Consider the following 20,054-nt stretch of genomic DNA (forward strand, 5'->3'; position numbering starts at 1 on the left):
GCTAGATTGCTGTCAGCGCTTATTCGAACGCGCCGTGGCAATGCTTGTATTTCTTGCCAGAACCGCAAGGGCAGGATTCGTTGCGGCTCACCTTGCCCCATGTTTTAGGGTCAGCGGCGTCACGTTCAGAAGCGGGGATGATGCGCTCATCCTGCTGATGATCGGCCCAAGCATTTTCATCAAAGTCATTTTCGCCGGTGGTGCCGTCGATATGAACACCCGTCATCTGCGGAAGCTCTGGCTCAACGGGTGCTTCGCGAACGATTTCAACACGCATCAGCTGTGTAATAACCACTTCGCGCAAGTTGGCGAGCAGCGCCTGAAACAGTTCAAAGCCTTCGGTCTTATATTCGTTCAGCGGATCGCGTTGTGCATAGCCACGGAAACCAACGACCGAACGCAGGTGGTCAAGATTGACCAGATGCTCGCGCCAGAGATTGTCGAGCGACTGCATGATCACCGACTTTTCGATATAAGTCATGATCTGTGGGCCGAAGCGTTCTGCCTTCTCAGCAGCGGCCTTGTCGGCGGCTTCCTTGATGCGGGCTTCAAATTCTTCTTCGGCGATGCCTTCTTCCTTAGCCCATTCATCAACTGGCAAGGCGAGGTTGAGCTTGGTGAGAATGTCGTCCTTGAGGGCGGCAATTTCCCACTTTTCAGCGTAAGCGTCTTTTGGAATACGCAGTCGCACCATGTCTTCAATGACTTCGTGACGCATCTCGGTCACGGTGTCAGTGAGGTCTTCGTCGTCCATAATTTCAAGACGCTGCTCGAAGATCACCTTACGCTGATCGTTCATGACGTCGTCATATTTGAGCAGGTTTTTACGGATTTCGAAGTTACGTGCTTCAACCTTGGTCTGGGCCTTTTCAAGCGCCTTGTTGATCCATGGATGAACGATAGCTTCGTCTTCCTTGAGGCCCAGCTTCTGCAACATGCCGTCCATACGGTCGGAGCCGAAGATGCGCATCAGATCATCCTGAAGCGACAGGAAGAATTTCGAACGACCCGGATCGCCCTGACGACCCGAACGACCGCGCAGCTGGTTATCGATGCGGCGGCTTTCATGACGTTCGGTTGCGAGAACGTAAAGGCCACCCGCAGCAAGTGCCTTTTCTTTCAGCTTCGCAATATCGGCTTTGATCTCAGCAATCTTTGCAGTCCGCTCTGGACCTTCCGGCACTTCCGAAAGCTCGTTATGAACGCGCATATCAAGATTGCCGCCCAGCTGAATGTCCGTACCGCGACCCGCCATATTGGTGGCGATGGTCACTGCACCTGGAACACCGGCCTGCGCAATAATGAAAGCTTCCTGCTCATGATAACGGGCGTTAAGGACCTGAAAGCCCTTGATGCCTTCTTTGCGCAGACGCTCTGCAAGCTGTTCCGATTTTTCGATCGATGTCGTGCCGACGAGGACTGGCTGGCCCTTTTCGTGCGAAGCCTGAATATCGCGGACGATGGCTTTGTATTTTTCTTCGACGGTACGATAAACTTCATCGTCTTCGTCGAGACGCTTGACCGGCAGGTTGGTCGGAATTTCAAGAACATTCAGACCATAAATATTGCCGAATTCTTCCGCTTCCGTTGAAGCTGTACCGGTCATGCCGGAAAGCTTGGTGTACATGCGGAAGTAGTTCTGGAAAGTGATCGATGCCAGCGTCTGGTTTTCAGGCTGGATGGTCACTTGCTCTTTAGCTTCAAGCGCCTGATGCAGGCCTTCCGAGAAGCGGCGACCCGGCATCATACGTCCGGTGAATTCGTCGATGATGACGATTTCATCGTTGCGGACGATGTAATCCTTATCACGCTGGAACAGCTTATGCGCACGAAGAGCGTTGTTCAGGTGATGGACGACAGCAACATTTTCGATGTCGTAGAGGCTTTCGCCTTTAAGATGTCCAGCAGCTTCAAGAAGCTGCTCAACTTTTTCGGTGCCGACTTCGGTGAAGATTGCAGTCTTCTGCTTTTCATCGATTTCAAAATCTTCCGGCTCAAGCGCTGGAATGAATGTGTCGATGAGGTTGTAGAAGTCAGAGCGATCTTCCAACGGGCCGGAGATAATCAGCGGTGTACGCGCTTCGTCGATGAGGATCGAATCAACTTCGTCGACGATTGCGTAGTTGTGACCGCGCTGAACCATCTGGCTGCGCTCATACTTCATATTATCACGCAGATAATCGAAGCCGAGTTCGTTGTTGGTCGCATAGGTAATGTCACAGGCATAATTTGCCTGACGCTCACCATCATCAAGGCCATGCTTGATCACGCCCACGGTCAGACCGAGGAAGTTGTAAAGCTTGCCCATTGTTTCGGCGTCGCGGGTAGCGAGGTAATCATTGACCGTCACCACATGCACGCCCTTGCCTTCAAGTGCGTTGAGGTAAACAGGCAATGTCGCCATCAGCGTCTTGCCTTCACCGGTACGCATTTCAGCAATGCCCCGTTCATGCAGGACCATGCCGCCGATCAGCTGCACATCGAAGGGGCGCATGCCAAGCACGCGCTTTGCCGCTTCACGCGCGGTTGCAAAAGCATCCGGAAGCAATGCGTCGAGCTTCTTGCCCTGAGCGAGTTCTGCGCGAAATTCCGCAGTCTTTGCCTGAAGCTGTTCGTCGGTAAGGGATTCGTAATTCTTCTCAAGCGCAGTAATCTGTTCCGCACGAACGCGCAGTGTTTTCACATGGCGGTCGTTGGACGAACCGAATATCTTGCGGGCGAGGCCGCCAAAGCTGACCATTCCTGGTCCTTTCCTGTGCGTTCAGCCGGAAGCGCTTCCGGCGCCATTGCCTTTTTTCGGTTTCATCGAAACTCTAAAAAGGCTCTAACTCTTTAAATCTTTCGCATTTTCGAACTCAAAACCGCATTGCAATTTTGCCGATAATGCTTTGTCGAATGCTTTATTCACGCGTATTGAAACAAATGCAAGAAAACTGCGCGTCGAAAGCTGCCAGATACGGCGCATTTTCAACGCAATTCCCCAGCCGCTTACTGGACGCCAAGCTGAAGGACAGATAAGAGGGGCTTCAAGCGATGTCAATGTTGCTCGAAAGGCCGGAAAGCTCGTATTTTCTAAAGGATAATCGGGGTTTCGGGCCAAATTCCGCCGCATTCATGGGGCCGGTAGGCGGTCTCGAAGGAGAGAATCTCATATGAAAGCCTTTTTCAAAGCCCCATCCCGCAAAGCTCTTGCCGTTCTCGCAACATCCGTTGCGCTTGCTGGTTTTAGCAGCTCGGCTGTTTTTGCACAGGATGCAGCTAAACCCGCTGAAGCCGCAACGTCTGCTGCCGCTTCCGAAGATCCGGCAAAGGTTCTTGCTACCGTCAACGGCAACGACATCACTGTTGGTGAAGTCGATCAGGCCGCTGGCGATCTTGATCCGCAGTTTGCTCGCCTTCCAGCTGAACAGCGCCGTCTGGCCGCTCTTGCAGCCCTCATCGACATTAAGGCGATGGCTGGCGAAGCAACCAAGGAAAAGCTCGATCAGAGCGACGATTTCAAGAAGCGTATGGAGTTCCTGCGTGAACGCGCGCTTCACAACGAATATTTCAAGGATGCCGTTGTCGACAAGATTTCGGACGCTGATGTTCGTACCCGTTACGACAAGGAAATCGCGGCTATCCCTCCACAGAATGAAGTGCGCGCGCGTCACATTCTCGTGAAGACCAAGGAAGAAGCTGAAGCGATCATCAAGAAGCTTGAAGGTGGCGCGAAGTTTGAAGATCTCGCCAAGGAAAGCTCGACCGATGGCACTGCTGCCAATGGTGGCGATCTCGGTTACTTCTCCGAAGGTCAGATGGTTCCTGAATTTGAAAAGGCCGCTTTTGCACTGAAGCCGGGTGAATACACGAAGGAGCCTGTGCAGTCGCAGTTTGGCTTCCACGTGATTCAGCTGGAAGATCGCCGCACCAAGCAGCCACCGGCATTCGATCAGGTATCTGAGCAGATTCGTTCGATCATCATGCGTGAGCGTTATGTCGAAATGGTCAAGAAGCTGCGTGATGGCATGAAGATCGAGTATAAGGATCCAGCAGTCGATAAAGCGATGAAGGAAGCCGCAGCGGCGCAGGAACAGGGTGATGCACCCGATGCCGCTCCGCAGCAGTAAGATTTGAGTTCATGAAAACGCCCCGCAATGCGGGGCGTTTTTTTATCTCCATTTTACTTATAACTTGATTTTGTGCTGCAAACCTTTCCAATGCGGCAGAATCAAATCGCATCTTTTCAGAGGCAATCATGTCTGCGACCGTATCCCCGCTTGCTCCAAAACATTACCCATCCATGCCGGTCATTCACGGCGTCCGCATTGCAACTGCTGCTGCCGGTATCAAATATAAGGGCCGCACCGATGTCATGCTGATGGTGTTTGACAAGCCAGCGGAAGCAGCTGGCGTTTTCACCCGCTCGCTCTGCCCTTCAGCGCCGGTGGATTTCTGCCGCCAGAACCTCGTTCATGGCAAAGCGCGTGCAGTTGTGGTTAATTCGGGCAATGCCAATGCTTTTACGGGCCTTAAAGGTCGGGAAGCCACAGAGGCAACAGCTAAAGCGGCTGCCAAAGCTGTTGGCTGCAATACGACAGATGTGTTTCTTGCTTCTACCGGCGTGATCGGTGAGCCGCTTGATGCATCAAAGTTCTCCGGTCTTCTGGATGATATGGCAAATACTGCCAGCGATGATTTCTGGACAGAAGCCGCTAAAGCCATCATGACCACCGATACCTACCCGAAAGTGGCGACTGAAACGGTGCTGCTCGGACAGGTTCCGGTGACGATCAATGGCATCTCGAAGGGTGCTGGCATGATTGCGCCTGATATGGCGACGATGCTTTCCTTTGTTGTTACAGATGCGCCGATCAAGGCTGATGTGCTACAAAGCCTGCTTTCCAAGGGCGTTGGTTCGACATTCAATGCTGTGACTGTTGATAGCGACACGTCGACATCTGACACGCTGATGCTGTTTGCAACCGGATCGGCAACAGAGCGCGGCGCACTTGAAGTCACCGATGCTTCCGATAAACGCCTTGGCGATTTTAAAAAGGCACTGGGCCGTGTTCTGAAATCACTTGCACTTCAGGTCGTTCGCGACGGCGAAGGTGCGCGTAAGATGGTCGAAGTTGAAGTGACCGGTGCTAAATCTGCCGCTTCCGCAAAGAAAATTGCGCTTTCGATTGCCAATTCACCGCTGGTTAAGACTGCTGTGGCCGGCGAAGACGCAAACTGGGGCCGTGTTGTGATGGCTGTCGGTAAGGCGGGTGAACCGGCGGATCGCGATCTTCTCGCCATCTGGTTTGGTGATATTCGCGTGGCCAATCAGGGACAGCGCGATCCGGCTTATTCCGAAGAGGCAACCTCGGCCTATATGCAGGGCGAAGATATTCTGATCCGGGTTGATCTCGGCCTTGGCAAGGGTAAGGCAACCGTTTGGACCTGCGATCTGACAAAGGAATATGTTGCAATCAACGGCGACTACCGAAGCTAAACGTTTCTGGCTCCATTGGCCTGCAAATAGCAATCTTCTGCGCTTCCGGTGCTCATGTACATTAAGTACACTGCGCTCCGGTTCTCGAAGATCACTATTTTCGGCGCAATTGATCTCCGAAACCTGCATCAGCAGAGTTGTGAAAGAGTTTGAATATGTCCAATCTTGCTATCGTTCGCCAGCTTGAAGCCGTAGGCTTCCGTGCATGGCCAGCCACGTCCGTTCATTATGACGGGACATGGGCGATACGCATGACTGCGGCACATCCCTCCAAGCGTCTCAACTCGGTTAATCCACTTGATCCGGGCGACACGCGCGATATTCCGGCGCGTGTCGAGCAGGCATCACAGCGCTTTCGCACCTATGGCCGGGTTCCGTGTTTCAGGCTTTCGCCGCTAGCCCCTGTCGAGCTTGAGAACTATCTCGAAGGTCTTGGCTGGAAGCGTCACGACGAAACTATCGTCATGACAACCAATCTGAGTGCGCTTGATCTTTCGGCTGAACGTGACGAAGCGCCTTTGAAAGACATTGGCCGCTATGTGGATGCTTCAATTTCCATTCATGGTCGCCCGACAGAATTGCGTCCGGGTTTCTCTGAGTTGCTGGACGGTATTCGTCCGAATAAGGGCATGTTTGTTCTGGAAGAGGGCGGTCGTGCGGTATCCAATGTGCTCTGTGTGCAGGATGCAGCCATGGCCGGTCTGTTTGACGTCGGAACTTTGCCAGAAGCGCGTCAGAAGGGGCATGGTAAGGCTTTGATTGGTGCGACGCTCAAATGGGCAAAATCACTGGGTGCAAAAACTGCATGGCTGCAAATTGAAGCTGATAATGTCGCTGGTTTGGCACTTTATAAGCGTTTCGGCTTTCAGGAAGCCTATCGCTATGCATATCGGGAAAGCAATGAACAATGACTGAAGTGAAATCGCGTCGTATTGTTTTGGTCGCTGCCTGTGCGCTGGTTGATGCTGACGGACGTGTGCTGTTGGCGCAGCGCCCGGAAGGCAAATCGCTTGCTGGCCTTTGGGAGTTTCCCGGTGGCAAGGTTGAGGCAGGCGAAACGCCGGAAGAAACCCTGATCCGTGAGCTTCAGGAAGAGGTTGGTATTACGACGAAAGTGGCCTGTCTCGCGCCGCTGACTTTTGCCAGCCACACCTATGATGACTTCCATTTGTTAATGCCGCTTTATGTCTGCCGTCGCTTTGAAGGTGTGGCGCAAGGGCTGGAAGGTCAGGCACTGAAATGGGTGCGTCCGAAGGACATGCGGGATTATCCGATGCCGCCAGCAGACGAGCCGTTGATCCCGTTTTTGATCGATCTTCTCTGAGGCTGTGGAAAGCTACGAAATAGTACCCAAATCCTTACCCGTTAACCTTCCGCGTTAATCGATGATTCACTCCACTGCGGCATTCTCTGGGATAAGTGTTCCGGAGTTAGCCTCATGAGTTTTGATAATAATTATTTCAGTGCAGATCATAATGAATACACCCCGGGACCACTCTCGAAAGCGGGCCGCGGTATCTTGCGCGTCGTGCTGCTTTTTGGTTCTGCCGCAGTCGCTCTTGCACTGATTATTGTGCCGATTTTAAACGATCAGGCGAACAAGCTCGCGGCACAATCGGTTCTGCCAGCGGGCATTGATCGCACGATGACTGGATCGATTAAGCGGGACATTCATATGGAGCGCAAGGCACCCGTCAGGCCCATCTGTGTCATCGAAGTCGATGGCACCCAGACGGGCGACTGCTAAGCCTTTTTGAGTTGCGTATTTTTGTACGCAAAACTGTTTCACACGTTTGCTGGAAACACTTTATTCCACATTCTTAAGCGCATCAGCCAGTGAAGCTTTGGCAGAGCCGGGTTTCAATGGCTTTTGCTGCGATTCGTGCGGCGCCCAGCCAGACAACCAGATTGTCGAGAAACTTGCGCGGATACGCCCATCTGGATCGCTAAAACGCTCGGCATAGATTTCAGCTGCACGTAAAAATAGCTTTCTCGAAACAGGCTTACGGGATCGATCACGCAAAATGTTCTGCATACCCATGGCACGCAGATCAGCCATCAGGTTGAAAATGCTGTCATAACGAACGGTGACATTTTCCACGTCCGTCACTGGAAGCGCAAAACCGGCGCGCTGCAAGAGGCCGCCAACATCACGCACGTCCGCAAATGGGAAGATACGTGGACTTGCGCCCCCCGTTAGCTCGATTTCTGCTTGCAAAAGACTTTCGCGCAATTCGCCCAAAGTTCCATTGCCGCTGAGTGCTGCCAGAAACAAACCATCGGGCTTTAGTGCGCGGGCAATCTGGATCATCGCGCCGGGCGTATCATTGGTCGAATGCAATGCCAGAAGTGAAACGATGAGGTCGGCGCTTTGTGGCTTTAACGGCAGAGCTTCGTCATCTGCAACGACTGCCGGGAAGGGGCCATTGAGAAAGGCTGCATCGCGCTCGATGCGCAAAATCATATCCGCCTTGCCAGAGCGTGCAATGGCGCTCGCCGCAAGGCCATTATGCCCCGCGAGATCAACAGCAACCGGGAAACGACGTGTCACTGCATCCAGCCGGTCTTCAAGGTCTTCTGCTGCCCTTTGTAAAATAAAGTCTGCTCCCGGGATCGCGCGTTTAAAGGCACGGCGGCGAAATGCCAGTTGGAGGTCGCGATCAAAGATCGCGTTTTCAGACGATTGGGCAGGTGAAGGGGCGGCCATTGCGATTCCGTCTTCTCTTTCGGATATGCGTCGGTAATATAGATATAGGCGTAAATGCATTCGAACGGGGGCGAATGCAATGGTTGATGACGACAGGTCGCATCAAAGCTTGTTTTACAGGCTCAAAACGCACGCGCTTAGCGCGGCACGCAAGGGCTTGCGCTATTCATCTGATATTCTCTATCCGGCCAGTTGTATTGGATGTCGCATTCAGGTTTCCGAGCCGGGGACGCTATGTCCGCAATGCTGGTCGCAACTGCGCTTTATTGAAAAGCCCTATTGTCCGGTGCTTGGCATTCCGTTCAATCACGACTTTGGCGAGAATTTCATGAGTGCAGAAGCGATTGCTGATCCGCCACCGTTTCGACGTTTACGTTCAGCAGTGCTGCATAGAGGAGCAGCGCAACGCATGGCAGTGGCACTCAAGTTTCATGATCGAACTGATCTTGCACCATGGATGGCACGTTGGATGCAACGTGCTGGGCGTGAGTTGCTCGACGAATGCGACGTTATTCTGCCGGTGCCTTTGCATAAATGGCGGTTCTGGTCGCGTCGATTTAACCAGTCAGCTGAGCTGGCACGTGCGTTGGCGCAATTAAATGGTAAGCTTTTTGCTCCACAGGCGGTAAAGCGTATTCGCCGGACTGATCAGCAGATTGGGCTTGGCCTGAAAGAGCGTAAACGCAATGTCGATGGTGCATTTCGTGTGCCGAAAGAACATGAAATTCACGTGCGTGGGCGGCGGGTGCTGTTGATCGATGATGTTTATACCACGGGTTCAACGGTTAAGTCCGCGACACGCGCGCTGCTGCGTGGCGGCGCAAAAAGCGTTGATGTTCTGACATTCAGCCGCGTTCTGCCTGACACCTGAATACAGCTTTGTGAAGAGATAAGGGGCTTCCAGATCGTGGCTTTGCTACTTATATAGTGGGCAACGAATGGAGTTTTTCATGACCGATATTACCATCTACACCCGTCCCGGCTGCCCTTACTGCACACGTGCCGTTGGCCTTTTGAAGAACAAGGGCGTTGAGTTCAACGAAATCAATGCGGCAGCGACGCCTGAATTGCGTGCAGAAATGCAGGAACGTTCGGGCCGTAATACCTTCCCGCAGATCTTTGTCGGTGCTGTGCATGTCGGCGGTTGCGATGATCTCGTAGCACTCGACAATGCAGGTAAGCTTGACGGCCTTCTTGCAACTGGTGAGTTGAACTAAGATCAGGATGGGGGAGATTTTTATGAGCACTTTTCGCGCCGCTGCCGTTCAGATGCGTTCTGGCACTGACATTGCCCGTAACGTTGAGGATTTGGAAAAATTCGTAACTGACGCTGCAGCGAAGGGTGCTCATTATGTGCAAACCCCAGAAATGACGGGTGTGCTGATGCGCGACCGTGCAGCGCTTTTTGCAAGTCTGCGTGATGAAAATGATGACCTCGTTTTCAAAGCCGCATCAGCACTTGCAAAGAAGCACGGCATTTTCCTGCATATCGGTTCGACAGCCATTGCTGCCGGTGATGGCAAGATTGCCAATCGTGGCGGCATCTTTGCGCCATCGGGCAAGAAGATCGCGACTTATGACAAGGTGCACATGTTCGATGTCGATCTCGACAATGGCGAAAGCTGGCGCGAATCGGCAACCTATGAGCCGGGCAAGGAAACGGTTATTGCCGAGCTGCCTTTTGCAAATGTCGGCATGGCGGTCTGTTACGATATTCGCTTCCCGCAACTGTTTCGTGCGCAAGCACTGGCAGGAGCCAATGTGATTACCGGACCTGCCGCTTTCACGCGCCAGACGGGTGAAGCGCACTGGCATGTTTTGCAGCGGGCGCGCGCGATTGAAAATGGTGCATTCCTGATTTCAGCAGCCCAAGGCGGTGTGCATGAAGACGGTCGCGAGACCTATGGTCATTCGCTGATCGTTTCGCCATGGGGCAAGGTTCTGGCTGAAGCGGCGCATGATGAGCCGGGCGTGATTATCGCTGACATCGACGTTTCGGAAAGTGTGGCAGCACGCGCCAAAGTGCCAAACCTCAAGAATGCGCGGGAATTTTCCGTGAAAGTTTCGCATGAAAAAAAGGACGCATAATCCATGATCCGCTTTTCGCTTCATTGCGATCACGGCCATGAATTTGAAGGCTGGTTTCGCGACAATGCCGATTTTGACCGGCAGTCGGAGCGGAAGCTGGTCTCTTGTCCTGTTTGCAACTCCCCGGAAATCCAAAAGTCGTTGATGGCACCTGCCGTCTCCACCAGTCGCTCAAAAGAGCAGGTGGCGATTGCTATGGATCAGGCGCAGAAACAGGTACTTGAGCAGATGCGAGAACTAAGCCGCAAGGTCCGTGAAAATGCGGACTATGTCGGCGATCAGTTTGCCGAGGAAGCGCGTAAAATTCATTTTGGTGAAACTGAAGCGCGCGGTATTTACGGCGAAGCGTCCAAAGAGGATGTGCATTCTCTTATCGAGGATGGTGTCGAAGTGATGCCATTGCCTGTTTTTCCGGAAGATAAGAATTAGCTGGTAATTGCAATGCGTAGGAGATCAGGCGCATGAAACTCATGGATTCTGCGCCTTTTTTGTTGCTTACGACCGGCACGCTTCTCGGCCTTATTCTCCCCCTAGGTAAGATTGCTGCAGAAGCAGGCATTCCGCCCGCGATCTGGACATTTCTGTTTTCGGCAAGTGCAGGGATCATCCTGCTGCTGGTCATGCTTTTGAATAAAAAGCGTGTCGGCTTTTCAGGTGGCAGACTGCGCTATTATATCTGCACGGCGGCAATTTCCTATGCGCTGCCAAACCTTCTGATCCTGTCAGCCATTCCGCGTCTTGGTGCGGGCTTCACAGGAATCATGTACACGCTGTCGCCCGTGATTACGCTTTTGATTTCGATGGGCTTTGGTCTGCGCCGTCCGAATGCGCTTGGGATTGCCGGGATTGTTGTTGGTTTTATCGGCGCGATTATGGTGGCGATGACACGCGGCGAAGTGGGCAAACCAGCCGATCCGCTCTGGATCGGCTTAGCGCTTCTTATTCCGGTATTTCTGGCGATGGGAAATGTCTATCGCACGCTCGACTGGCCGAAAAATGCTGATCCGACTGAGCTTGCTGCTGGTAGCCATTTGGCTGCGGCCGTGATGCTGTTTATCGGGATTTTGCTGTTCAGCGGTAATTTCCCAATTGAAACACTGGCTCTTGCGCCAGCGACTGCTGTAGCACAAGGCATTGCGGCGGCGGGCATGTTTGCCCTGTTCTTCCGGTTGCAGGCGGTGGGTGGACCGGTTTATCTGAGCCAGATTGGCTATGTGGCGGCAGCGCTCGGGCTGATTTCAGGAACGCTGTTTCTGGGCGAAAACTATCCGCCGCTCACATGGATAGGTGCTGTCGTCATCGCTATTGGAGTGGCGCTGACGACAAAAGCCCAGAAAAGGTAGTTATTGAGGACGTTCTGCAAGAACCATGTAGTTTACATCGGTATCGCGTGAGCGGCTCCAGCTGTCGGCAAGCGGATTATAGGTCACGCCCAGCTTGTCGATAAGGGTGAGGCCAGCTTTTGAAAAGGCTGCTTCCAGCTCTTCCGGGCGCACCAGTTTTTCATATTGATGGGTGCCGCGTGGCAGCCAGCGCAGCACATATTCGGCACCAATAATAGCAAGGCCATAGGCTTTGAGTGTGCGATTGATGGTAGCGACGAACATCAGCCCACCCGGCTTTACCATTTCGCTGGTCGCGGACATGAACAGATCAACGTCGGAAACGTGTTCAACCACTTCCATGTTCAGCACGACGTCGAATTTCTCGCCCGCTTCAGCCAGTGCCTCCGCCGTGGTTGCACGATAATCAACGTCTACACCGCTTTGGGACGCGTGAATCTTTGCGACTTCGATATTGGTTTCGGATGCATCGGCACCGATCACCGTTGCACCGAGACGCGACATCGGTTCGCACAACAGACCACCGCCGCAACCAATATCGAGAAAGCGCAGGCCTTCAAAAGGCCGGGGGCTGTTCGGGTCGCGATTGAATTTTTCGCAGACCTTTTCTTTGATATAGGTCAGACGTGTCGGATTGAATTTATGCAGCGGACGAAACTTGCCCTGCGGGTCCCACCATTGCGCAGCAATGCGCGAAAAATGCTCGATTTCAGAAGCATCGATCGTGGTGCGGGCGGTCTCAGTCATATCATTCTCCTGCGGAAGCGCGTGCAATCCTGCTCTCAAGGTAGCGTGTTAAAGTCAAGGATCAAATCAAATTCCCGAATTGGAAGCGTTGATTATTGTTTCACGGGAATCACACTCTTGCGGAAGCGCGACATTTTAGCTATGTGACCCCGGGTTTGTCTGTCGCAAGAAAATAATGTTTCGGCAGGCGTTAGTGTAATTTTGCAAAAGACGGGACGTATCCTTAAATGGCGCGCATCGTGATGAAATTCGGCGGCACTTCTGTGGCCGATCTGGAACGCATCTCCATTGTGGCGCGCCACGTCAAACGTGAAGTCGATGCTGGCAATCAGGTTGCTGTTGTTGTCTCCGCCATGTCGGGCAAGACCAACGAGCTGGTCAACTGGGTACAGAACATGCCCAAGGTTGCCGGTGGTACTTCGCCTTTTTACGACGCGCGCGAATACGATGCGATTGTCGCCTCTGGCGAACAGGTAACAAGCGGCCTCTTGGCGATTGCGTTGCAGTCGATTGGTATTGATGCGCGTTCGTGGCATGGCTGGCAGATTCCGATCAAGACAGACAATGCGCATGGCGCTGCCCGTATTCAGGAAATTGACGGTTCAGAAATTATCCGTCGTATGGAAATGGGTCAGGTTGCCGTTGTTGCTGGTTTCCAGGGTATCGGCCCGGATAACCGCATTGCGACGCTGGGTCGTGGTGGCTCTGACACTTCGGCTGTGGCGATAGCTGCGGGCGTAAAAGCTGACCGATGCGACATCTATACCGATGTTGATGGCGTTTACACGACTGATCCACGTATTGAACCCAAGGCAAAGCGCCTTTCCCGCATTACATTTGAAGAAATGCTGGAAATGGCTTCGCTCGGCGCCAAGGTTTTGCAGGTGCGTTCGGTCGAACTCGCTATGGTACATAAAGTGCGTACCTTCGTGCGCTCAAGTTTTTCGGACCCCAATGCACCGGGCATGGATGATCCGATCAATCCGCCCGGAACGCTCATTTGCGACGAGGAAGAAATCGTGGAACAGCAGGTCGTCACTGGTATCGCTTATGCGAAGGATGAAGCTCAGATTTCGCTCCGGCGCGTGGCTGACCGGCCAGGCATTTCGGCTGCGATTTTCGGACCTCTGGCCGAAGAGCACATCAATGTCGATATGATCGTCCAGAACGTGTCGGAAGACGGTTCAAAAACCGACATGACATTCACGATCCCGACCGGCGATATCGACAAGGCACTGCGTGTTCTCGATAAAGTGAAAGCCGAAATTGGCTCCGATCATATCCAGTCGGAAACTGGTCTTGCCAAGGTTTCGGTCATCGGCATCGGTATGCGCAGCCATGCGGGTGTAGCGGCGACAGCTTTCAAGGCATTGGCTGAAAAAGGCATCAATATCCGTGCTATAACCACGTCTGAGATCAAAATTTCGATCCTGATTGACGGTCCTTATGCCGAACTCGCAGTTCGCACACTGCACGGCGTTTACGGCCTCGATAAGTAATTGGAGCGCATCCCGAAAAGTGTGAAACGGTTTTCGGAACAAGATGCGCGCAAAAACAAAAAGATAGAGCATTTCCAAAGATTCAAAAGAAACTGGAAATGCTCTAGCCAGCTGTGTCTGGTTCGTTTTGAAACAATGCCACTCCCTATAATAAGGGGGTGGCATTTTCTTATTATATGAGTTGTCAGATTTTCTGACGATTAGACTAGACGCGCGTGTCAAAAATGCTCACAAAGGATTCGGCGTAACGCTTCGCAGGCGGGTAAAGGGAACTGGCTTTGCGGAAGAGCTGAGCCTGTACCAAATGAGGAGCCCCCGACGATCATGCGTGATCTGACAACTGGTCCCCGCGTGCTGCTGAAGCGGTTGCGCGAATTGATGGCTGAATCACTAGAGCCACAGGAACGCCTTGACCGGATCGTCCGTGAAATCGCGCAAAATATGGTCGCGGAAGTTTGCTCTTTTTATATTCTTCGTGCCGATGGCGTGCTTGAGCTTTATGCGACTGAGGGTCTAAACCCACAGTCGGTTCATCTTGCGCAGCTGCGTCTGGGGCAGGGCCTTGTGGGTACAATTGCTGCCAGCGCACGCCCGCTGAACCTGACCGATGCGCAGAGCCATCCAGCCTTTGCTTATCTGCCGGAAACCGGCGAAGAAGCCTATAATTCATTCCTCGGTGTTCCTGTTCTTCGTGCTGGCCGCACTTTGGGCGTTCTTGTCGTCCAGAATCAGACAAAGCGGGCCTATCGCGAAGACGAGGTTGAAGCACTTGAGACGACAGCAATGGTTCTTGCTGAAATTATTGCCACGGGAGACGGGCTTCGTTTTGCACGTCCCGGCATTGAGCTGGATCTTGGCCGTTCAATGAGCGTGAATGGTAATGGGCTTAATGATGGAATCGGCCTTGGTCATGTCGTGCTGCACGAGCCGCGTATCGTTGTAACGAACCTGTTTAACGAGGACAGTCAGGCGGAGCTCGTCAGGCTGGAAACTGCGCTCGGTTCTCTGCGTATTTCGATTGATGACATGCTTTCGCGTCGTGATGTGGCCGCTGAAGGCGAACATCGTGAAGTGCTCGAAGCCTATCGTATGTTTGCTCATGATCGCGGCTGGGTACGCCGTCTTGAAGAAGCCATTCACAATGGTCTGACAGCAGAAGCCGCAGTTGAGAAGGTGCAGAGCGACACGCGTGCGCGCATGGTGCATCTGACCGATCCTTATATGCGTGAGCGTCTATCGGATTTTGACGATCTGGCCAACCGCCTGTTGCGTCAGCTGATGGGTCGCGACATTAAGACTATGGCCGAATCACTCGCCAAGGACGCGATCATTGTCGCGCGCACGATGGGCGCTGCCGAGCTTCTTGATTATCCGCGCGAGCGTTTACGTGGCGTTGTGCTCGAAGATGGTGCTGCCACCAGCCATGTGGTGATTGTTGCCCGCGCAATGGGTATTCCCGTGGTCGGACAGGCCAAGGGCGCTGTGTCCATGGCTGAAAACAACGATGCGGCCATTGTCGATGGCGATGAGGGCATCCTGCATCTGCGTCCACAAACCGACGTTGAAACTGCTTATGTAGAAAAAGTTCGTTTCCGCGCGCGTCGTCAGGCGCTCTATCGCGAATCACGCGACAAGCCTGCGGTGACGAAAGACGGCGTCGATATCTCGCTTTTGATGAATGCAGGTCTGCTGGTGGATTTGCCACAGCTTTCAGCGTCGGGCGCCGCGGGTATAGGTCTGTTTCGCACAGAACTTCAGTTCATGGTGGCGTCGACTTTCCCGCGTGCAGAACAACAAGAACGGCTGTACCGCTCGGTGATTGAAGCAGCGGGCAATAAGCCTGTTACCTTCCGCTCACTTGATATTGGTGGCGATAAGGTTCTTCCTTATTTCCGCGCAACCGCACAGGAAGAAAATCCGGCGCTTGGCTGGCGTGCGATCCGCCTGACGCTGGATCGTCCGGGTTTGATGCGCACACAGTTGCGTGCGCTGCTGAAAGCTGCTGGTGGGCGTGAACTCAAAATTATGTTGCCGATGGTGACAGAAGTAAGCGAAGTGAAAGCCGCACGCGAGATCATTGATCGCGAAGTTCGTCACCTTTCGCGCTTTGCCCACACGCTGCCGAATAATCTCAAGCTTGGTGCTATGATCGAAGTGCCTGCACTTCTATGGCAGCTCGACGAATTGATGGCGATTGTGGATTTCGTCTCCGTTGGTTCCAACGATCTGTTCCAGTTTTTAATGGCAGTGGATCGTGGCAACTCGCTGATTTCAAGCCGTTTTGATCAGTTGTCGCCAGCTTTCCTGCGTACACTTCGTCATATTGTTGACGCCGGTAATCGTCATGGAAAGCCGGTTACTTTATGTGGCGAAATGGCCGGACGTCCGCTAACTGCAATGGCATTGCTGGGGCTTGGTTTCCGCTCGATTTCGATGTCCGCTGCCAATATTGGCCCGGTCAAAGCAATGCTCGGTGCGCTTGATGTGAGCAAGCTGAATGCGCTGCTCAATGACAAGCTCGATAAGCCAAATGGTGCGCATTCGCTGCGTGAACTGCTGCTTCAGTTTGCAGAAGACAACGATATTCCGCTATAGCGTAGAAAATTGCATTTCATCATTGGGTATAGCACCGTTTGTGCTGTGCCCAATTTTGCTTATTCTCACTTTGAGAAACCTTAGGACATACCCATGATCGCATTGCCACAGGACCGGATGGACCAGCTTTTGAAGCGGTTCTCGATGATTGAAAGCCAGATGGCGAACAATCCTGATTCTGTCACCTATGTGAAGCTGGCCTCTGAATATTCAGAGCTTCAGGACGTTGTTGGTAAAATTCGCGAGCTGACCGATGCGCGTAGCGAGGCGCAAGATCTGACTGCGATGCGGGATGATGCATCCACTGATGCTGAAATGCGTGCGCTGGCGGTCGAAGAACTGCCAGAGGTCGAAAAGCGCATAGAGACGCTTGAGCAGGAAGTGCAGATTTTGCTGCTGCCAAAAGATGCAGCTGACGAGAAGAACGCGATTTTGGAAATCCGCGCTGGTACGGGTGGGCTGGAGGCAGCACTTTTTGCTGGCGATCTGTTCCGCATGTATGAGCGGTTTGCTGCCGAAAAAGGCTGGCGCGTCGAACTGGTTTCGGCAAGCGACGGTGACGCGGGCGGCTTTAAGGAAATCATTGCAACCGTTTCCGGCAAGGGCGTGTTCTCGAAACTAAAATTCGAATCAGGTGTGCACCGTGTGCAGCGCGTGCCTGAAACTGAAGCGGGTGGCCGTATTCATACCTCTGCTGCAACGGTCGCCGTGCTGCCCGAAGCTGAAGAAATCGACATCGAAGTGCGCAATGAAGATATTCGTATCGATACGATGCGCGCTTCTGGTGCCGGTGGTCAGCACGTCAACACGACTGACTCGGCTGTGCGTATTACGCATATTCCGACGGGCATCATGGTTGTGCAGGCGGAAAAATCGCAGCACCAGAACCGTGCCCGCGCCATGCAGATTCTACGTGCGCGTCTTTATGACATGGAGCGCCAGAAGGCTGACAATGAACGCTCTGAATCGCGCCGCAGTCAGGTGGGATCAGGTGATCGTTCTGAGCGTATCCGTACCTATAATTTCCCGCAAGGCCGGGTAACCGATCATCGTATTAACCTAACGCTCTATAAGCTGGATCGCGTGATGATGGGCGAACTGGACGAACTGGTTGATGCGCTGATTTCCGATCATCAGACGGCATTGTTGATGGAATTGGGCGAAAACGCGTGAGCGGCGAACGCTTGGATCTGCTGATGGCGTCGAGCCGAGCGCGGTTGCGCGAGGCCGGTATTGATACGCCTGATCTTGATGCGCAGTTGCTCGTCGAATGGACGACCGGGGCAACGCGGCTCGATCTGATTTCATGGCCGGAAAAGCTCATTGATGAAGATAAGGTCGCGCAGTTAAGCAAAGCGCTGGAGCGCCGGATCGCTGGTGAACCTGTACATCGCATCATCGGTATGCGCGAGTTTTACGGCCTGCAGTTCCGGCTTTCGCCTGAAACGCTTGAGCCGCGCCCTGATACAGAAGCTCTGGTGGAGCTTGTTTCACCTTACATCGAAAAGCTGATTGAACAGCATGGCCGGGCAATGATGCTCGACATGGGCACAGGCACAGGCGCCATTGTGATTTCGCTTCTGCATCAGTTTGAAAAACTCAATGGTATTGGGCTGGATGTTGCCGATGGTGCGCTTGCCATGGCGCGGATAAATGCTGCAGCAAATGGTGTGAGCGCGAGATTTGCGGCGCTTAAAAGCGACTGGCTTTCAAATGTCAGTGGCAGGTTTCATCTCATTGTCTCAAACCCGCCCTATATTCCGAGCAAAGACATTGATGATCTGTCGCGCGAAGTGCGTGAGCATGATCCAATGGCGGCTCTGGATGGCGGCGATGACGGACTTGATTTCTATCGCTCCCTTGCAAGTGAGGCTCGTGGATACCTATATAAAGGTGGAATTATTGCCGTTGAGATTGGCGCAGGCCAGTTCGACGATGTGAGCGCCATTTTTGAAAGCGCTGATTTTCATTTGACTAATGAAGCGATTGATCTCGGTGGTCATAGAAGGGCCATGGTTTTCATAGACCAAGACGGTGTGAGCGTTTGATAGACCGCGTGTTAAAAAACGCGCTATGACATCAAAAAAGCGCTTGGAATTTGCGGCGAAGCCGTTTAGTTTCCAGCCACCGTATATAGCCAGAATGGTTTTGCCCGCTTGAGGGCGGTGGCGGAAATACTCCATGACGAATAAGGTCATGCTCCCGTGAGGGTTTTTCTCAAGGGATGGTTTGTACGGAAGTGCACGGCTTTCAAAAATAGTTCCGGAGAGTTTTTCTTTTCGGAGGGTCTTGCAAATGCCAAGCCGGAAAGTTCGCGTTGTCTTTGGTGGGCGATGCGGAACTCTTAACAATTCGATGTGTGGGAAGTTTTAGGGTGTGCTTCCTCCATGGCTCGATAATGCGAAGCCGGTGGCTTTAAGCCACAGGAATTTGACGCCCTTTAATCTGAAAAGAGAAGACGATGAGGCCAGTACAGCAGAACAGGCGTATGCGCGGACGGGGGAATAATAACAATAATAATAACAACAATAACAACCGCAAGGGCCCCAATCCTCTGTCGCGTAATTATGAAAGCAATGGTCCGGATGTAAAAATCCGCGGCAATGCTCAGCATGTTGCAGAAAAATATACGACACTGGCCCGCGACGCGCAGGCGTCTGGTGACCGTGTTATGGCTGAAAATTATCTTCAGCACGCAGAACATTATAATCGCATCATTATGGCTGCTATGGCAGCGCAGAATATTCCATATCAGCGCGAAGAAAACTTCGACAATGATGGTGGCGATGAGGATGAAGGCGGCTTCGTGCCAGCCGCTCCTGTGCACCAGCCAGTCAATGGTTCTGGCCCGCAGCCTGTTATTGAAGGCACTCCAGCTGAAGTTGTTTACGGCGAAGATGGTAGTGAAAGTCGTTCGGAAGGCCGTTCGGATAATCGTTCCGACAATCGATCTGATGGCCGCCCTGACAACCGTTCGCAGCCACGCGAAGGTCGTGATGCCCGCGAAGGCCGTGACGGACGTGATCAGCGCCGTCTTGGTCGTGGTCGTCGCCCACAGCGCGAACGCTTCAATGCGGATGAGCAGTCCGATCAGCCAGTCATAGATGCACCAGTTGCTGCTGCGGTTTCGGATGAACAGCCAGTTCCAGCACCAGTTGTTGAGAAGCCAGTTGTTGAGAAGCCAGTTGTTGAAGCGCGGGTAGTTGAAACGCCGGTTGCAGAAAAGCCAGTGGTTGAAAAGCCTAAGCGCGCTGAAAGGCCTGCAAAAGTTGCGGAAGAAGCAGCACCGGTTGTTGAAAAGCCTGCACCTGCTGCCGAAGCATCTGTTGAAGCGTCGGCTAAGGAAGAAGCTCCAGCCCGTGTTACACGTCGTCCGGGTCGCCCGCGTCGCGTTCCTAAGGATGAAGTTCCTGAAACAGCGGATTCTGATGCATAAAGCCTGATTGGCAATATGTTTGATTTCAAAAAGATGGCGCGGTTTTCCGCGCCATTTTTATTTGCACGCTTTTGGCTTTTGTGGCCTTGCCGAACTTCAATGATCTTCCCATATTTCTCCTTGGATAGTGAGCCAGCCGAATTCGGTGGCTCCGTCACCA

19 protein-coding genes and 1 pseudogene are annotated in these 20,054 nt (G+C 52.9%); 16 read left to right on the plus strand and 4 right to left on the minus strand.

Annotated elements, in window-relative coordinates; genetic code table 11:
- Positions 1-19: 19 nt before the first annotated feature.
- Positions 20-2,740, minus strand: a complete 2,721-nt coding sequence (secA, locus tag ACOZHT_RS06310; protein WP_339508957.1) for a preprotein translocase subunit SecA — start codon at positions 2,738-2,740, stop codon at positions 20-22.
- Between the two features lie 84 nt (positions 2,741-2,824).
- On the minus strand, positions 2,825-3,112 hold the full coding sequence (locus ACOZHT_RS06315) for a hypothetical protein (RefSeq protein ID WP_339508956.1): 288 nt from the start codon (positions 3,110-3,112) through the stop codon (positions 2,825-2,827).
- A gap of 40 nt (positions 3,113-3,152) precedes the next feature.
- Here ACOZHT_RS06315 and ACOZHT_RS06320 point away from each other — a divergent pair, with 40 nt between their 5' ends.
- The 6 genes and pseudogenes from ACOZHT_RS06320 to ACOZHT_RS06345 all read left to right on the plus strand — a co-directional run bounded on the left by ACOZHT_RS06320 (position 3,153) and on the right by ACOZHT_RS06345 (position 7,226).
- A complete protein-coding gene (locus tag ACOZHT_RS06320; protein WP_421565378.1) occupies positions 3,153-4,109 on the plus strand; it encodes a peptidylprolyl isomerase in 957 nt (318 codons plus the stop codon).
- Between the two features lie 128 nt (positions 4,110-4,237).
- Positions 4,238-5,479 (plus strand): bifunctional glutamate N-acetyltransferase/amino-acid acetyltransferase ArgJ, encoded by a 1,242-nt coding sequence (argJ, locus tag ACOZHT_RS06325; protein WP_421565379.1) that lies wholly within the window; start codon positions 4,238-4,240, stop codon positions 5,477-5,479.
- 26 nt (positions 5,480-5,505) lie between these two features.
- Positions 5,506-5,587, plus strand: a pseudogene (locus tag ACOZHT_RS06330) (flagellar basal body P-ring protein FlgI); the annotation flags it as partial.
- A 47-nt stretch (positions 5,588-5,634) separates the two neighbouring features.
- Positions 5,635-6,390 (plus strand): GNAT family N-acetyltransferase, encoded by a 756-nt coding sequence (locus tag ACOZHT_RS06335; RefSeq protein ID WP_421565380.1) that lies wholly within the window; start codon positions 5,635-5,637, stop codon positions 6,388-6,390.
- Entirely contained in the window at positions 6,387-6,803 is a 417-nt protein-coding gene (gene mutT, locus ACOZHT_RS06340) for an 8-oxo-dGTP diphosphatase MutT (RefSeq protein WP_250041638.1), read from the plus strand. Before ACOZHT_RS06335 ends, mutT begins: the two co-directional genes overlap by 4 nt.
- A gap of 114 nt (positions 6,804-6,917) precedes the next feature.
- Positions 6,918-7,226, plus strand: coding sequence for a hypothetical protein (locus tag ACOZHT_RS06345; protein WP_421565381.1), 309 nt, complete (start codon positions 6,918-6,920; stop codon positions 7,224-7,226).
- A 60-nt stretch (positions 7,227-7,286) separates the two neighbouring features.
- Here the strand turns inward: ACOZHT_RS06345 and ACOZHT_RS06350 are convergent, their stop codons facing one another.
- Positions 7,287-8,186: a methyltransferase domain-containing protein gene (locus ACOZHT_RS06350; RefSeq protein WP_421565382.1), complete on the minus strand. Its 900-nt coding sequence runs from the start codon at positions 8,184-8,186 to the stop codon at positions 7,287-7,289.
- A 79-nt stretch (positions 8,187-8,265) separates the two neighbouring features.
- Between ACOZHT_RS06350 and ACOZHT_RS06355 the strand changes: the two genes are divergently transcribed.
- From ACOZHT_RS06355 to ACOZHT_RS06375, 5 genes are all read left to right on the plus strand, one after another.
- The gene (locus ACOZHT_RS06355) at positions 8,266-9,057 is read left to right on the plus strand and encodes a ComF family protein (RefSeq protein ID WP_421565383.1); all 792 of its coding nucleotides are present in this window, start codon (positions 8,266-8,268) and stop codon (positions 9,055-9,057) included.
- Positions 9,058-9,136: 79 nt separating this feature from the next.
- Entirely contained in the window at positions 9,137-9,403 is a 267-nt protein-coding gene (grxC, locus tag ACOZHT_RS06360) for a glutaredoxin 3 (protein WP_421565384.1), read from the plus strand.
- A gap of 22 nt (positions 9,404-9,425) precedes the next feature.
- Positions 9,426-10,274: a carbon-nitrogen hydrolase family protein gene (locus ACOZHT_RS06365; protein ID WP_421565385.1), complete on the plus strand. Its 849-nt coding sequence runs from the start codon at positions 9,426-9,428 to the stop codon at positions 10,272-10,274.
- Between the two features lie 3 nt (positions 10,275-10,277).
- Positions 10,278-10,703 carry a DUF1178 family protein gene (locus tag ACOZHT_RS06370; RefSeq protein WP_339508946.1) on the plus strand — a complete coding sequence of 142 codons (426 nt, stop codon included), beginning with the start codon at positions 10,278-10,280 and terminating at the stop codon, positions 10,701-10,703.
- Between the two features lie 32 nt (positions 10,704-10,735).
- Positions 10,736-11,617 (plus strand): DMT family transporter, encoded by an 882-nt coding sequence (locus ACOZHT_RS06375; protein ID WP_339508945.1) that lies wholly within the window; start codon positions 10,736-10,738, stop codon positions 11,615-11,617.
- On the opposite strand, the gene ubiG is transcribed toward ACOZHT_RS06375, so the two are convergent.
- Positions 11,618-12,364 (minus strand): bifunctional 2-polyprenyl-6-hydroxyphenol methylase/3-demethylubiquinol 3-O-methyltransferase UbiG, encoded by a 747-nt coding sequence (gene ubiG / locus ACOZHT_RS06380; RefSeq protein ID WP_339508944.1) that lies wholly within the window; start codon positions 12,362-12,364, stop codon positions 11,618-11,620. It lies immediately after the preceding gene.
- 227 nt (positions 12,365-12,591) lie between these two features.
- Here ubiG and ACOZHT_RS06385 point away from each other — a divergent pair, with 227 nt between their 5' ends.
- The 5 genes from ACOZHT_RS06385 (at position 12,592) to ACOZHT_RS06405 (ending at position 19,894) form a co-directional block, all read left to right on the plus strand.
- Positions 12,592-13,863: an aspartate kinase gene (locus ACOZHT_RS06385; protein ID WP_421565386.1), complete on the plus strand. Its 1,272-nt coding sequence runs from the start codon at positions 12,592-12,594 to the stop codon at positions 13,861-13,863.
- 324 nt (positions 13,864-14,187) lie between these two features.
- Positions 14,188-16,458, plus strand: a complete 2,271-nt coding sequence (gene ptsP, locus ACOZHT_RS06390) for a phosphoenolpyruvate--protein phosphotransferase (protein ID WP_339508942.1) — start codon at positions 14,188-14,190, stop codon at positions 16,456-16,458.
- 93 nt (positions 16,459-16,551) lie between these two features.
- Entirely contained in the window at positions 16,552-17,631 is a 1,080-nt protein-coding gene (gene prfA / locus ACOZHT_RS06395) for a peptide chain release factor 1 (RefSeq protein ID WP_339508941.1), read from the plus strand.
- Positions 17,632-17,654: 23 nt separating this feature from the next.
- Positions 17,655-18,506, plus strand: coding sequence for a peptide chain release factor N(5)-glutamine methyltransferase (prmC, locus tag ACOZHT_RS06400; protein ID WP_339509498.1), 852 nt, complete (start codon positions 17,655-17,657; stop codon positions 18,504-18,506).
- 413 nt (positions 18,507-18,919) lie between these two features.
- A complete protein-coding gene (locus ACOZHT_RS06405) occupies positions 18,920-19,894 on the plus strand; it encodes a DUF4167 domain-containing protein (RefSeq protein ID WP_421565387.1) in 975 nt (324 codons plus the stop codon).
- Positions 19,895-20,054: the final 160 nt, after the last annotated feature.

The organism is Ochrobactrum sp. EDr1-4 (assembly GCF_049199085.1).
GTDB lineage: Bacteria > Pseudomonadota > Alphaproteobacteria > Rhizobiales > Rhizobiaceae > Brucella.